The sequence below is a fragment of the Arthrobacter sp. YAF16 genome, assembly GCF_052113385.1.
Taxonomy (GTDB): domain Bacteria; phylum Actinomycetota; class Actinomycetes; order Actinomycetales; family Micrococcaceae; genus Arthrobacter.
The window spans coordinates 33404-47273 of record NZ_JBFRDC010000007.1; the positions used below are offsets into that span (position 1 = coordinate 33404).

Below are 13870 nucleotides of genomic sequence, written 5' to 3' on the forward strand. Positions count from 1 at the left end.
TATGCCGGAAGGCCGGGGCGGACCTAGGCCCGCCCGCGGTGCCGCCCGCCTGCAGGTCCACCCGTATGCGGGCACGCCGCCCGTCTGCGGGCACGCCGCCCGGCCGGCGGGACTCAGTCCTGCGTGGTGTCCTCCATCGGGAAGGCCACGGCCTCACCCACCACCCTCAGGCACAGTTCGGTGCCGGGCCGGGCGATCGACGCGTTCCAGTGCCGGATGGTGATGATCTCGCCGCCGCCGGGGTAGCGGTGGTCGGCAACGGCGCCCTCGGCCAGGACCGGAGGAACGGCCAGCTTGAGCCGTACCGTGGTCTCCGGGCCGAAGTAGTCCGTGTCCACCACGGTGCCGCGGATGGGGCCGTCCTCCGCGATCCGGATCTGCTCGGGCCGGAGCATGAGCTGCACCCGTCCCTGTGCCGGCGGCCGGCGGACCGGAATGCCGCCCAGCGAGCAGGTGGCTAGGGAACCCTCCATCCAGGCGTCGAGGATCACGGCGTCGCCCAGGAACTCCGCGGTGGCCCGGTCCGCCGGGCGCGTGTAGACCACAAACGGGTTGCCGATCTGGGCGAGCTTGCCGCCGCGCATCACGGCGACCTGGTCCGCGAAGGAGAGCGCCTCGGCCTGGTCGTGGGTGACCAGGATGGTGGTCACGCCGGCGTCGTGGAGCACCTTGCCGACCGCGCGGCGGGTGGCGACGCGCAGCCCGGCGTCGAGCGCGGAGAACGGTTCGTCCAGCAGCATCAGCTCGGGCTCGCGGGCCAGGGCGCGGGCCAGCGCGACGCGCTGCTGCTGGCCGCCGGAGAGCTGGTGCGGCCGCCGCTTGGCCATGGCCGGGTCCAGGGCGACCATCTCGAGCAGCTCCGCGACGCGGGCCTTGACTCCGCGGTGGCCGCCGGGGAGCTTGCCGGCGTCCAGTCCGAAGGAGATGTTCTGGCCCACGGTCAGGTGCGGGAAGAGGGCGCCGTCCTGGGCCACGTAGCCGACGTGCCGCTTGTGCGCGGGCACCCAGAGGCCGTCGCCGGCTACCTTGCGGCCATCGAGGGAGATGCTGCCGGTGTCGGGGTGCTCAAAGCCGGCGATCAACCGCAGCAAGGTGGTCTTGCCCGAGCCGGAGGGGCCCACGATCGCCGTCGTGCCGCCCTTCGCGACGGAGAGGTTGACGCCCTTGAGGACGGCCTGGGAACCGAAGTTCTTGGTGACGGCCTCGACTTCCAGGTGGCTGTTGGTGCTGGGCGCCACGGAGGGTGCGATCCGGGGTTCCGGAAGCCGGGAGGGGTTTTGTTCGGTCACTGTCCCGCTGCTTTCTTGGACTGCTGGAAAAGAAGGTAGGTCATCGGCGCCGAGATCAGGATCATCAGCAGGGCGTAGGGGGCGGCCCCGGCGTAGTCGATTTCGCTGCTCTTGCTCCAGAACTCGGTGGCCAGGGTGCGCGTCCCGTTGGGGGAGAGCAGCAGGGTGGCCGTCAGTTCGTTCACGATCCCAAGGAACACCAGGGCAGCGCCGCCGGCCGCGGCCGGAGCCGTGAGCCGCAGGGTAACCCGGAGGAAAGCCAGCAGCGGAGGCTTGCCGAGGGCCTGGGCCGCTTCGTCGAGCTCCTTGGGGGCCTGCGAAAGCCCGGAGCGGATGTTCACCAGCGCCCGGGGCACGAACAGCAGGACGTAGGCGGAGATCAGCAGTGCCGTGGTCTGGTAGAGGTCCGGTGCCAGCCGGATGCTCACGGTGACGAAGGCCAGGCCGACGACGATCCCGGGCATGGAGCTGGTGACGTAGTTGGAGAGCTCCAGGGCTTTGCTGAACCAGCCGGGATGCCGCACGGCGAGGTACGCCATCGGGAACGCGACCACGGTGGTGGCCAGGGCGCCGGCCAGGCCGTAGCCGAGGGTCTGCAGCAGCGCGGGCAGGAACTCATCGGCGGCCCAGATGTCCGGCCCGCCGGCGAAGATCCAGCGCAGCACGAACGTCAGCGGAAGCCCGAAAGCCAGCGCGGTCAGGGCCAGCAGGGACAGCTGCGCGGGCAGCTGGTAGGCGTGCAGCGGCAGGCGCAGTGCGCGGGCCTGGGCGCCGGAGCCCACCCGGGCGTAGCGGGCGGTGCCGCGGCTGCGGACCTCCACGAGGAGCAGGATCAGGCAGAGGAACACCAGCACGCTGGCCAACATGTTCCCGGCCGTCCCGTTGAAGGTGGATTGGTACTGGACCATGATCGCGGTGGTGAAGGTGTCGAAACGGATCATCGCGAAGGCGCCGTACTCGGCCAGCAAGTGCAGTGAGACCAGCAGCGCGCCGCCGGTCATCGCGATCCGCAGCTGCGGCAGCACCACACGGAAGAAGGCGCGCCACGCCCCAAGGCCCAGGGAGGCGGCGGACTGCTCGATGGCGGGGTCCAGGCGGCTGAGCGTCGCGGCGGCGGGGATGTAGACCAGCGGGAAGTAGGACAGGGTGGCGATCAGCACGCCGGACCAGAGCCCGCCCATCGATGGCACGGCCGAGACCCAGGCGTAGCTGTTGACGAAGGCCGGAACCGCGAGCGGCGCCGCGAGCAGCACGGCCCACCACTTGTGTCCCTTGAGGTTGGTGCGTTCCACCAGCCACGCGCCGCCCACGCCCAGGATCAGGCAGAGCGGCACGGTGATCAGCGTGAGCAGCACGGTGTTGAGCAGGAGCTCGCCTACCCGGGCGCGGAAGATCAGGCCGACGGCGGTGTCCCAGCCGGTGGCGACTGTCATGACCGCCACGTAGCCGAGCGGGATCAGCGAAAACAGGGCGATCAGGACCGCCAGGATGGCCACCACGGAAACGCCGAAAGGCGGGCGGGGGCGTTTGCCCCTGCCCGCCGTCGTCGTGCTTCCGGTGGTTCCGGGAGCCGTTAGCGTTTTTGTCACTGCTTAGAGCAGTCCTGCCTTGGTCATCAGGTCGGTGACCTTGGCGGAGTTCAGCTTGGCCGGATCGACCTTGGGTGCCTGTAGTTCCTTGAGCGGAACCAGTTTGTCGTTGGACGGGACGTCCGAGCCGACGGCGTACTCAAAGGACGTGCCCTTTTGCAGCACTTCCTGGCCCTTCTTGCCGGTGATGAACTTCAGGAAGGCCTGGGCGGCCGCCGCATTCTTCGAGGACTTGAGCACGCCGCCGCCGGAGACGGACACGAACGCGCCGGGGTCCTGGTTCTTGAAGTAGTGCGGCGTGACGTTCTTGGAGTTCTCGCCGGTCTTGGCCTGGTCGCCGTAGTAGTAGTAGTGGTAGATCAGGGCGGCGTCCACCTCGCCGGCGTTGACGGCCTTCATGGCCGTGCTGTTGCCCTTGTACGCCTTGTAGTTCTCCTTCATGCCCTTGAGCCATTCCTCAGTGGCGGCCTCGCCCTTGAGTTCGAGCAGGGCGGAGACGATCGCCTGGAAGTCGGCGCCGGACGGCGATGCCGCCCACTTGCCCTTCCACTCGGGCTTGGCCAGGTCCAGCATGGACTTGGGCAGCTTGTCCTGGCTCAGCTTGGCCTTGTCATAGACCAGCACGGTGGAGCGGGCGGCGATGCCGGTCCACTTGTTCGTCGAGGGCCGGAACTCGGCCGGAACCTGGTCGACAGTGGCCTTGTCCACGTCCGCGAACAGCCCGGCGTTTTCCACCTGGGCCATGGCGGGGGAGTTCTCGGTGAGGAACACATCGGCGCGGGAGGCCGCGCCTTCCTGGATGATCTGGTTGGACATTTCGGTGTCGTCGCCCTGGCGCAGGGTGACCTTGATGCCCGTTTCCGCGGTGAAGGCGTCAACCCATTCCTTGGTCAGGGATTCGTGCTGGGCGTTGTAGACCGTAATCTCGCCGGCCGGCTTGCCGTCGGCTCCGGTGGTGCTGCCGGAGGTCGATGCGCCGGAGCCACAGGCTGCGAGGCTGAGGGCGGCGGTGGCGGCGAGGGCGATGCCTGCCAGCGCATTGTTGCGGATCTTCATGAGGCTACTTTCTGCAAGGAAAAGGTCGTAGGTGCCTAACCTCCGTGAGCGGGAAGTTAGGGCATGCTCACTACGAAAAACTGTAGGTTAGCCAAACCTAAGCAACCAAGCCGAGAGCGCCTTAAGTGAGGAGGATCACACCAATTACGAAACTATTGCGTGACCTAATTCCCTGTGGAGGCTTCCTGGGCCGCTGTGGCGCTCTGCGCGGCGTCGCCCGCGTGGGTGGCGCCGGCCTCTGGGGTGGCAACGGCCGGAGCGCCAGCGTCTTCGGCCGCGGACTCGGTGGCGCCGGCTTCCTCGGCGGAGGGCTTCCCGACGGCGGGCAGCCTCCCGGCGATCGACGCCGCTGCCTCCATGACCATCCAGGCCTGCAGCTGCGTGGACAGCTCGACGGCGGACCCCGCCGGGTAGCTCCGGCGCGCCGGCAGCTCGGGGCGGGCCGAGAAGACCAGCCGTGCCCCGTTGCGTGCCAGCGGCTCCTGCGCCGCCACCAGGCGGCGGCCCTCCCAGAACGCCTCCGCGGTATCCGTCACCAGCAGGGCCGCCTCGGCCCGGGTCTCGGCGGACAGCCGTTCGTCGACGGCCGCAAGGGCCAAGTAGCGGATGAGGACACCGGTGAAGAGGCCGCCGTCGCCGGTTCCCTCGGACCGGAGCACCGTGGCCTTGCGCCCCAGCAGCGGGGCCTGGACCGTGAGGCTGCGCCCCACCGCGGCGACCAGCGCGGCCGCCCGTTCCAGGTTCGCCTCACCGCCCAGCTCCAGCAGCGCACCCAGGACCGGGCCCTGGTTGTAGGTGTAGATGGCGCTTTCCAGCACCAGCTCCCCGCCGGGGGCGATCCGGAGGCCGTCCCGGTACAGGCCCTGTTCCGGGTCGTAGAGCTTGGCGTCGAGCCAGTCGAGCAGGGCCTGTGCCTTGGCCGACTGACCGGTCCGGGCGTAGTACAAGGCGATCGGGGCCGTGGCCGGGGTGTTTTTGAAGTCGCGCTTCTTGCTCCAGAACGTGCCCCCGCCCAGGTCGTCGGTCGAGGCCGAGTCGAACTGGAGGGTGAGGCTCTTGAGGACCTTGGCGTTGCGGCGCCTGCCGGAGGTCTTGCGGGTGTCTTCGGCGAGCTTCTCCAGCCGCAGGGTGGCGAGGGCCAGCCAAGCCATGTCGTCGTAGTAGCTGTTGACGACGGTCAGGAAATTGCGCAGCCGGATGCCGGTGACCAGCCGGGAAGCCAGCTTGCCGGCGCTGGGCGGGTTGTCGCCGTCGAACTTGGCCGGGGTGTGGCCCTCGACGCCGAGTTCGCGGCGGCCGGTGTCCACGAGGCAGTCCACATAGTGTGCCTGCCACCAGTAGTGCCACGGCCGGGCCAAGTTCTTGAGCCTGCCGGAGGGGCGGGAAATCGCGGCGATGTGGGTGCCGGGCAGGAAGAAGAGGCGCTGCCCGAACAGCCGGGTCACCGAACGCGCGGCCTCATCGGCGCGGAAAGACCAGTTCGGGGCGGGGGAATGGGCAGGTGCTGCGGTCATGGTTCAAGCCTAGTGGCGGCGGCGGCTCCGGCGCGGAATCTCAGGGCCGAGGTGCGCAATGTTTGCATTCCAGTTAACCTGAACTAACTAATGTTCCCTGGTGCCAGTGGGCTGCGCGCAGCTCACGGCCGGGTTCCGGTTCCACATCAAGGAGGATGCATGGACGTCTTGGGTACTGTCGCACTGATCACCGGCGGCGCTTCCGGTCTGGGGGCCGCGACGGCCCGGCGGCTGTTCGATGCCGGCGCGTCCGTGGTGCTGGTGGACCTGCCGGCCTCGGCCGGGGACGCTTTAGCCGCCGAGCTCAACGCGTCTGCCGACGGCGGCGCTGCGGGCGGCGGTGCGCCGGTACCGGCGAACCGTGCCGTCTTTGTCCCGGCGGACGTCACCAGCGAGGAGCAGGTGCAGGCCGCCGTCGACGCCGCCGTCGCCCTTGGGCCGCTGCGGATCGTGGTGAACTGCGCCGGCATTGCCACCCCGGGCAAGGTGCTGGGCCGGGACGGTGTGCTGCCGCTGGAGACCTTCAGCCGGGTCATCCAGATCAACCTCATCGGCACCTTCAACGTCATCCGCCTGGCCGCCGCGGCGATGGCCGCCACCGAGCCAGTTGCAACCGAGCTGGGCGGCGAGGAGCGCGGCGTCATCATCAACACCGCCTCTGTCGCTGCGTTCGACGGACAGATCGGCCAGCCGGCCTACTCGGCTTCCAAGGGCGCCGTCGCCGCCATGACGCTGCCGATCGCCCGCGAACTGGCGCGCTCGCTGATCCGCGTCGTCACGATCGCGCCCGGCATCTTCGAAACCCCCATGATGGCCGGGCTGCCGCAGGAGGCGCAGGACTCGCTGGGTGCGCAGGTGCCGCACCCGTCCCGGCTCGGCCGGCCCGCCGAGTACGCGAACCTCGCCGCGCATATCGTGGACAACGCCATGCTTAACGGTGAGACCATCCGGCTCGACGGCGCCATCCGGATGGGACCGAAGTGACCCTCGACGTGGGCACTTCCGCTGCCGCGGACCCGGCAGTGTCCGGGCTGCCGACTGCCGATTTCTTTGACTTTGAGTCGATGCTGAGCGCTGCCGAACAGGCGAAACTGGCCGAACTCCGGGAGTTCCTGGCCCGCGAGGTGGCGCCGTTCGCCACCCAGTGGTGGAACGACGCCGAGTTCCCGGCGCATATCCTGCCCAAGCTGGCGGCGCTGGAGCTCAGCGCACCGGCCCAGCGCGGCTACAGCAACCTGTTCGCCGGCCTGGTCATCGCCGAGATGACCCGGGTGGACACCTCGCTGGCGACCTTCTTCCTGGTCCACCATGACCTGTTCGTGGAGTCGCTCTACGGCTTTGGTTCCGAGGAGCAGAAGGCCCGGCTGCTGAAGGACGCGGCCGATCTGCGCACCACCGGGGCCTTCGCACTGACCGAGCCGGACCACGGCTCCGACGTGGCCGGCGGGATGGAGACCACAGCGCGGCGCGTGTCCGGCGGGGACAGCGGCGACCACTGGGTGCTCAACGGTGCCAAGCGCTGGATCGGCAACGGGACGTTCTGCGACTACATGCTGGTCTGGGCCCGCGACGAGGCCGACGGCGGCATCCGCGGCTTCATTGTCGACGCCACGCTGCCCGGCGTGCGCCGGAGCAGGATCGAAAACAAGATCGCGCTGCGGACCGTGCAGAACGCCGACATCGTGTTCACCGACGTGCAGGTGGCCGAGGCCGACCGGTTCGCCGGGATCAACAGTTTCGAGGACACCAACGAGCTGCTGCGGGGTTCGCGGATCATGGTCGCCTGGCAGGGCGTGGGGCAACAGCTTGCCGCGTTCGACGTCGCCCGGCAGTACGCCGTCGAACGCCGCCAGTTCGGGCGGCCGCTGGCCAAGTTCCAGCTGGTCCAGCAGCAGCTGGTGACCATGCTCGGGAACGCGGTGGCCAGCATGGGCATGATGGTCCGGATTGCCCAGCTGCAGGATGCGGGCGCGGCCGACATGCCCCAGGTGGCGCTGGCGAAGTCCTATGTGAGCGCCCGGATGCGCGAAAGCGTGGCGATGGGCCGGTCCCTGCTGGGCGGCAACGGGATCGTCACCGACTACCGGATGGCGAAGATCTTCGCCGATGCCGAGGCGATCTATACCTATGAGGGCTCGTACGAGATCAACACCCTGATCGTGGGCCGCGCCGTGACCGGGGTGTCCGCGATCGTCTAGCCAGCCGGGCCCTGCTAGGCGAAGGGCTGCTTTTCGCCGGCCTCGATCCGGTAGTCCAGGCTGTTGTTCTTCACCGGCATGGGGCAGGTGCCGTACGGGGTGAAGGCGCTGGGGTAGTTGATGGCCCGGTTGAAGTCCAGGATCACGGTGTTGTCCGGCCGCGGCCGGGCCGTGGAGACCTTGCGCCATTCGTCCGTCGTGTCTCCATTGGTCTCGTCGTGGAACGTGACGGTGAGGGCGCCGAGTTTCTCCTCCTCGGCCTGCAGGTGGCACTCATGCTCCTGGCCGGGGAGCCGGAACACGAGCTCGCCGACGGAACGGTGCACGCCGTCCACCAGCGGGTTGGCGGTCCCGATGGGCACGTCCACCGGCTCGGGATAGGGCGTAAACCGCGCCTCGATGACCAGGTCCGGCCGGTAATCAAAGGTGGGTACGCCGTCGAACCCGGTGAACACCGGCGACTTCGAATCCCGGGTGCGCAGCGCGTATCTGTTGGCCCGCATGGCGAGCTCCACCCTGACCTGCCGGCCGTCCGTTCCGCCGAACTGGACCCACAGCAGCGACTCTTCATTGCTAAGCGCCGCGCTGATGGTCCCGTCCACGGGCTCGCCGGTCTCCACCAGGGTCAGCCCGTCGGCCGCGGCTGCGGTAAGGAACGCCGTCGTCCCGTCCGTGGACCAGAGGCCGGGGACGAGTTCGACGGCGGCCGGGCTCTCCGGCAGCCACTGGAAGGAGGTCAGGGTGAGCCAGCCGTAGTCACTGGCGAGGGCCTCGTTGCGGTTCTTGCGGAAGCGCTGCCAGCGGGCGAGTTGTGCGTCAGTGGGGGACGGGGCGGCGGTCAAAGGGCACCTCTGCGGGTATCAGCCCAACTAGCTCGCAGTTGTTGTCGTTCTGAGGGCTCAAAACGGCAACAACTGTCTGTCAGTTGGGGGTGGGCGGGTTGGTCAGGGCGGCCGCAACCAGTTGGGCCGCGGTGGTGCGGGCGGCGGCGGCAGCGGCGGGGTCGGCGTCGAGCACACCGCTGGCCAGGCCGCCGTCGAGGACGAGGGTCAGGCTGCGGGCCAACCCGTCCGGATCCTGGGCGCCGGCCTGCTCCGCCAGGTCCCGAATCCACGCCAGGATGTGCTGTTTGTGGGCGACCGTCCGTTCATGCACCCGGGTGCCGGAGGCCGACTCGGCCGCGGCGTTGATGAAGGCGCAGCCGCGGTAGCCGTCCCGGCGGCAGGCGGTGGAGAGTGCGTCGAACAGGCCCACGAGTTGATCCGCGGCGTCCGGCCCGGCGGCTTCGGCGGCGGCGTGCAGCTGCCCGGTCCAGACCCCGTCAACCTGTTCCAGATAGGCCAGGATCAGGTCATCCTTGGCCGGGAAGTACTTGTAGAAGGTGGCCTTCGCGACGCCGGATTCGGCGATGATCGTGTCGATGCCGGCCGCCCGGAGTCCCTGCGCGTAGAAGAGCCGGAAGGCCGTCGCCAGGATCTTGTCCTTGGCCTGCCCTGCCGGCGTCCGGACACTGCGCGGCCCGACGGCGGTTGGTGCGGTGGCTGCTGTCGGCGTCATAACTTCATGGTACACAGACCAGTCTGTCCGGGCGCGGTCCGGGGCCGTCTGACGGGCGGCCGGCGGAGCCAGCCGAGGCCGCTCCCAGGTCACAGTCCGCCGACGGGACGCTTGCCGTAGACAGTTCTGTCTGGTAGCGTCTCGCCCAGCGGTAGACGGACTTGTCTACCCTCAATGATCCGAAAATGTCCTACCGAATGAGGTCCCCATGAAAATTGCAGTATTCGGCACCGGCACGGTCGGTCCCGCCGTCGCAGGCGCCCTGGCAAAGCTCGGCCACGACGTCGTCATCGGAACCCGCGATCCGCAGGCCACGCTGGCCCGGACCGAGGCGGGACCGATGGGCGGCGTCCCGTTTGCCCAGTGGCACGCGGAGCACGGCGAAATTTCCCTGACCACCTTCGCCGAGGCCGCCGCCGGCAGCGAGATCGTTGTCAACGCCACCAACGGCACCGGTTCCCTCGATGCGCTGGCCGCCGCCGGCGCCGCCAACCTGGCGGGCAAGGTCATCGTCGACATCGCCAACCCGCTCGACTTCTCCCAGGGCTTCCCGCCGTCGCTGAACCCGGTGAACACCGACAGCCTCGGCGAGCAGATCCAGCGCGCCTTCCCGGACGCGCGGGTAGTCAAGACGCTCAACACGATGAACGCCGGGATCATGGTTGACCCGGCCAGCGTGGCCGGCGGTGACCACTCGGTGTTCGTCTCCGGCAACGACGCGGACGCCAAGACGGTGGTGGCGGGGCTGCTGGCGGACCTGGGCCACCGCGACATCATCGACCTGGGCGACATCACGACGGCCCGCGGGACGGAAATGCTCCTGCCGATCTGGCTGCGGCTCTGGGGTGCCTTCGGAAACGCGGACTTCAACTTCAAGATCGCCCGCTAAAACCGCCGGGCCCCGCCGGGTCCAGCCGAACTGGCTCGCAGTTGTTGCCGTTTTGAGCGCTGAAAACGGCAACAACTGCGAGTTAGTTGGGTGCAGCGGCCGTCGTCAAGGGTCCCGACACTATCTGAGACGGATTCCCCGCGTGAGCGTGAGCCGGGTAACATCCCATGGGTACAAGTAACCCGGCTCACAGTATCCAGCGCAGTGTACGAGCCAAGTCGAACCCTCGAAAGATTGTTTCCCGAACTGAGCCGCGCCGAACGGCTCGAAGTGCTCGGCTCCGAGCTTGCCTCCCGCCGCCCGCTCTCCGGCCACCCGATTAAGCTCGACGGCGTCGCGGACGGCACGTACGACGTCTTCCGTGAGATCCGCCGCGCCCTGCGCACCTACGGCCCGGACGTGATCGAGACGTACATCATTTCCATGACCCGCGGCGCGGATGACGTCCTGGCCGCGGCCGTGCTGGCCCGCGAGGCCGGGCTGGTGAACCTTTTCGGCGAGGCGCCCTATGCCAAGATCGGCTTTGCCCCGCTGCTGGAAACCGTGGAGGAGCTGCGCGCCTCGGCCGAGATCGTGGACGCGCTGCTCTCGGATGCGTCCTACCGCGAGCTGGTCCGGCTGCGTGGCGACGTGCAGGAAATTATGCTCGGCTACTCGGACTCCAATAAGGAATCCGGCGTGATGACGAGCCAGTGGGAAATCCACAAGACACAGCGCAAGCTGCGCGACGTCGCGGCCAAGCACGGCGTCCGGGTGCGGCTCTTCCACGGCCGCGGCGGCTCGGTGGGCCGCGGCGGCGGCCCGACCTACGACGCGATCATGGCCCAGCCCAACGGCGTGCTCGAAGGCGAGATCAAGTTCACCGAGCAGGGCGAGGTCATCTCGGACAAGTACTCGCTGCCCGAGCTCGCGCGCGAGAACCTGGAGCTCTCCCTCGCCGCGGTGCTGCAGGGATCGGCGCTGCACCGTACCCCGCGCACCTCGGAGGACCAGCGCGAGCGTTACGGCCACGTCATGGAGACCATCTCCGATGCGGCATTCGCCCGCTACCGGACCCTGATCGACAATCCGGACCTGCCGGCCTACTTCATGGCCTCCACGCCGGTGGAGCAGCTGGGCTCGCTGAACATCGGCTCCCGCCCGTCCAAGCGCCCCGATTCCGGTGCGGGCCTCGAGGGGCTGCGGGCCATTCCGTGGGTGTTTGGCTGGACCCAGTCGCGGCAGATCGTGCCGGGCTGGTTCGGCGTCGGCTCCGGACTTAAGGCTGCGCGCGAGGCAGGCAACTCGGCCCAGCTCGTGGAGATGATGGACGGCTGGCACTTCTTCCGCTCGGTGCTCTCCAACGTCGAAATGACGCTCGCCAAGACGGACATGGACATTGCCGGCTACTACGTTTCGACCCTGGTGCCGGCCGAGCTGCACCACCTGTTCCACGCCATCCGCGCCGAATACGAGCTGACCGTGGCCGAGATCCAGAACCTGACGGGGGAGGACCTGCTGCTCGACGCGCAGCCCACGCTCAAGCGCTCGCTCGAGATCCGGGACCAGTATCTGGACCCGATCAGTTACCTGCAGGTGGAGCTGCTGCGCCGCGTCCGCGCCGAGGCCGCGGCAGGGGAGGGCATGCCCAACTCCGAGATCGACGAACGCCTCCAGCGGGCCATGCTGATCACCGTCAACGGCGTCGCGGCGGGCCTGCGCAACACCGGGTAGTCCGCGCCCCGGCTCCGGGGCGCGTCCGGCTAGGGTTGTTCCATGCCGTCGTTCCAGACCAGACTCAAAATCACCGGACTCAAGCCGGGCACCCCGCCGGAAGCCGTGATGGCGGCTGCCGTGGAGGCGCTCGGGACGCGGCACCACGTGGAGGCCAACCAGCTGGAACTCGCCGGCGGGGTCCCGCAGCTGAACCTCCGCTTCCTGGTGGACGCCACGGCCTACGCCGCGGAGAACAGCCAGGCGCTGGAGTCGGCCGCCATGATGCGCGACGCCGTCGAACGCGTTGCGGTGACCGGGAACCTGACCGTGCTGCGGCGCAACAGGGGACGCTGGGCGCCGGTGTAGCCGCGCGGGGCCCAGCCGCGCGGGCCTGGGCCGGAGCGGAAGTGCCGGTCTAGAAGTCCAGCTCCGCGTCGGGGTCCGCCTCGGGGGAGCCGGGTTGCACCACGGGGGAGCGGTTGCCGCGGCGGCGGGTGACGACCACCCCGACGACGGCGCCGATCACCAGCCCAAGGCCCACCCCGATCAGCGAGCTCGCCCAGAACGGCAGCTTGGTGGCCGAACCTGTGATGTACCCCAGGCCCACCGACCAGACCGCCCACAGGCTGCCGCCTAGCGCCGCGCAGAAACTGAAACCGCGGGTGGACACGTTGGCGATCCCCGCCGCGGCCGTGGTGGCAAGCCGGCCGCCCGGGATGAAGCGGATGCCGATGATGGCCCCGTAGGTCGACGATCGTCCGGCCCGAGCGATGGCCAGGTGCACGCCGCTGTGGAACCTGCGGCCCCAGCTCCACCGGTCCAGCACGTGGCTGAGGCGGCGCTTGAAGAGCTGGAAGACCATGATGTCCCCCAGCCAGGAGGCCAGGGCGGCGAGAATTGCCACCAGGAAAACGTTGGCCCGGCCGTCGGCAGACAGGGCTCCGGCGGTGATGACCACCATCTCGGAGGGGACCGGCGGGAAGATGGCGTCGCCGAGGACCACGGGGATGATCCAGAAATAGATCGCGGCTCCCCAGGTGTCCGCATTGGCCAGGTCCATGGGCACAAGTTACCGCATATCCGGCGGGGATCAGTGGTTGGTGCTAGTGGGCTTCGGAAAGTTCGAGCCGGCTGCGGTACTCCACCGGGCTGCCCGAGATGGGGTCCACGAAGCGGATGCCGCGGGCCAGGAGCTGGAGCGGTTTGGCGTAGTCGTCCGGCGCCTTGTCCAGCAGCTCGGGATAGAACGCGTCGTTCACAATCCCGAGTCCCAGCGACGCCATGTGCACGCGGAGTTGGTGCGTCTTCCCCGAGTGCGGCTCCAGCCGGTAGAGCGCACGGCGCGGGGCGGCGTCGTCGGGTGCGTCAAAGGTGCGCAACCGTTCGATCCGGGTCTCGGCGTTGGGCACGCCCTCGATGACCTCGGCGAGCAGGTAGCTGCGGGACTTGGTCATCCTGTTGCGCACGACTACCGGGAAGTCGACGGCGGGGTGCCCCGGGGCGGGCTCCGCGGCGGACACGCACTCGTATTCCTTCTGAACCTGGCGCTTCTCGAAGAGCACCTGGTATTTCCCGCGGGTCTCGGGGTTGGTGGAGAGCAGCAGGATGCCGGCCGTCATGCGGTCCAGTCGGTGCATCGGGATCAGGTCCGGCAGCCGCAGCTGGTTCCGCAGGCGCACCAGGGCCGACTCCTGGATGTAGGTGCCGCCCGGGGTGGTGGGCAGAAAGTGCGGCTTGTCCACGACCAGGAGGTGCTCGTCCTGGTGCAGGATGTTCAGTTCCACCGGGATGCGGGTCTCGGGCGGCAGTGAACGGTAGTACCAGATGAAGGTGTGGCGCTGCAGCGGGGTGGTGCGGTCCAGCGGTACGCCGGCCTCGCCCACGATCTCGCCGGCGTCGAAACGGTCCTCGATGCCCTGCGGGTCGATGTGCCCCCAGCGGTGCATCATGTAGTCCATGGCGGTGTCCCACGGCCCCTCGTCCGGCAGCCGCAGGCGGGTCGCGTTCACGCCGTCACGCACGGGCAGGGGGGATTGCATCACCGGTCCATTCTACTTTGCCCGCCCCGCCGCCCCGCTTGCCC

Annotated in this window: 12 protein-coding genes and 1 pseudogene; 5 read left to right on the forward strand and 8 right to left on the reverse strand. The window is 68.8% G+C overall.

Annotated elements, in window-relative coordinates; genetic code table 11:
• Nucleotides 1-113: 113 nt before the first annotated feature.
• The 4 genes from AB4Y91_RS13515 to AB4Y91_RS13530 all read right to left on the reverse strand — a co-directional run bounded on the left by AB4Y91_RS13515 (nt 114) and on the right by AB4Y91_RS13530 (nt 5448).
• Nucleotides 114-1289: an ABC transporter ATP-binding protein gene (locus tag AB4Y91_RS13515; RefSeq protein WP_441418964.1), complete on the reverse strand. Its 1176-nt coding sequence runs from the start codon at nt 1287-1289 to the stop codon at nt 114-116.
• Nucleotides 1286-2878, reverse strand: a complete 1593-nt coding sequence (locus tag AB4Y91_RS13520; RefSeq protein ID WP_441418965.1) for an ABC transporter permease — start codon at nt 2876-2878, stop codon at nt 1286-1288. Before AB4Y91_RS13520 ends, AB4Y91_RS13515 begins: the two co-directional genes overlap by 4 nt.
• 3 nt (nt 2879-2881) lie before the next feature.
• Nucleotides 2882-3934: an iron ABC transporter substrate-binding protein gene (locus tag AB4Y91_RS13525; RefSeq protein WP_441418966.1), complete on the reverse strand. Its 1053-nt coding sequence runs from the start codon at nt 3932-3934 to the stop codon at nt 2882-2884.
• A 164-nt stretch (nt 3935-4098) separates the two neighbouring features.
• Nucleotides 4099-5448, reverse strand: a complete 1350-nt coding sequence (locus tag AB4Y91_RS13530) for a glycoside hydrolase family 76 protein (protein ID WP_441418967.1) — start codon at nt 5446-5448, stop codon at nt 4099-4101.
• A 159-nt stretch (nt 5449-5607) separates the two neighbouring features.
• Here AB4Y91_RS13530 and AB4Y91_RS13535 point away from each other — a divergent pair, with 159 nt between their 5' ends.
• Both AB4Y91_RS13535 and AB4Y91_RS13540 read left to right on the forward strand, forming a co-directional pair.
• Nucleotides 5608-6432: an SDR family NAD(P)-dependent oxidoreductase gene (locus AB4Y91_RS13535; protein WP_441418968.1), complete on the forward strand. Its 825-nt coding sequence runs from the start codon at nt 5608-5610 to the stop codon at nt 6430-6432.
• Between the two features lie 80 nt (nt 6433-6512).
• Complete coding sequence (locus AB4Y91_RS13540) at nt 6513-7646, forward strand: acyl-CoA dehydrogenase family protein (protein ID WP_441419057.1); 1134 nt, start codon at nt 6513-6515, stop codon at nt 7644-7646.
• A gap of 14 nt (nt 7647-7660) precedes the next feature.
• On the opposite strand, the gene AB4Y91_RS13545 is transcribed toward AB4Y91_RS13540, so the two are convergent.
• Together AB4Y91_RS13545 and AB4Y91_RS13550 are read right to left on the reverse strand one after the other, a co-directional pair.
• Nucleotides 7661-8488, reverse strand: a complete 828-nt coding sequence (locus tag AB4Y91_RS13545) for a DUF1684 domain-containing protein (protein WP_441418969.1) — start codon at nt 8486-8488, stop codon at nt 7661-7663.
• 79 nt (nt 8489-8567) lie between these two features.
• On the reverse strand, nt 8568-9203 hold the full coding sequence (locus tag AB4Y91_RS13550) for a TetR/AcrR family transcriptional regulator (protein WP_441418970.1): 636 nt from the start codon (nt 9201-9203) through the stop codon (nt 8568-8570).
• Nucleotides 9204-9411: 208 nt separating this feature from the next.
• On the opposite strand from AB4Y91_RS13550, the gene AB4Y91_RS13555 reads away from it, so the two are divergent.
• The 3 genes and pseudogenes from AB4Y91_RS13555 to AB4Y91_RS13565 all read left to right on the forward strand — a co-directional run bounded on the left by AB4Y91_RS13555 (nt 9412) and on the right by AB4Y91_RS13565 (nt 12153).
• The gene (locus AB4Y91_RS13555; protein WP_441418971.1) at nt 9412-10092 is read left to right on the forward strand and encodes an NADPH-dependent F420 reductase; all 681 of its coding nucleotides are present in this window, start codon (nt 9412-9414) and stop codon (nt 10090-10092) included.
• A gap of 237 nt (nt 10093-10329) precedes the next feature.
• Nucleotides 10330-11805: pseudogene (locus AB4Y91_RS13560) on the forward strand (phosphoenolpyruvate carboxylase); the annotation flags it as partial.
• A gap of 42 nt (nt 11806-11847) precedes the next feature.
• A complete protein-coding gene (locus AB4Y91_RS13565; RefSeq protein WP_441418972.1) occupies nt 11848-12153 on the forward strand; it encodes a hypothetical protein in 306 nt (101 codons plus the stop codon).
• Between the two features lie 49 nt (nt 12154-12202).
• Here the strand turns inward: AB4Y91_RS13565 and AB4Y91_RS13570 are convergent, their stop codons facing one another.
• Nucleotides 12203-12847, reverse strand: a complete 645-nt coding sequence (locus AB4Y91_RS13570; protein WP_441418973.1) for a DedA family protein — start codon at nt 12845-12847, stop codon at nt 12203-12205.
• Nucleotides 12848-12890: 43 nt separating this feature from the next.
• On the reverse strand, nt 12891-13826 hold the full coding sequence (locus AB4Y91_RS13575; RefSeq protein ID WP_441419058.1) for an RluA family pseudouridine synthase: 936 nt from the start codon (nt 13824-13826) through the stop codon (nt 12891-12893).
• Between the last annotated feature and the right edge of the window lie 44 nt (nt 13827-13870).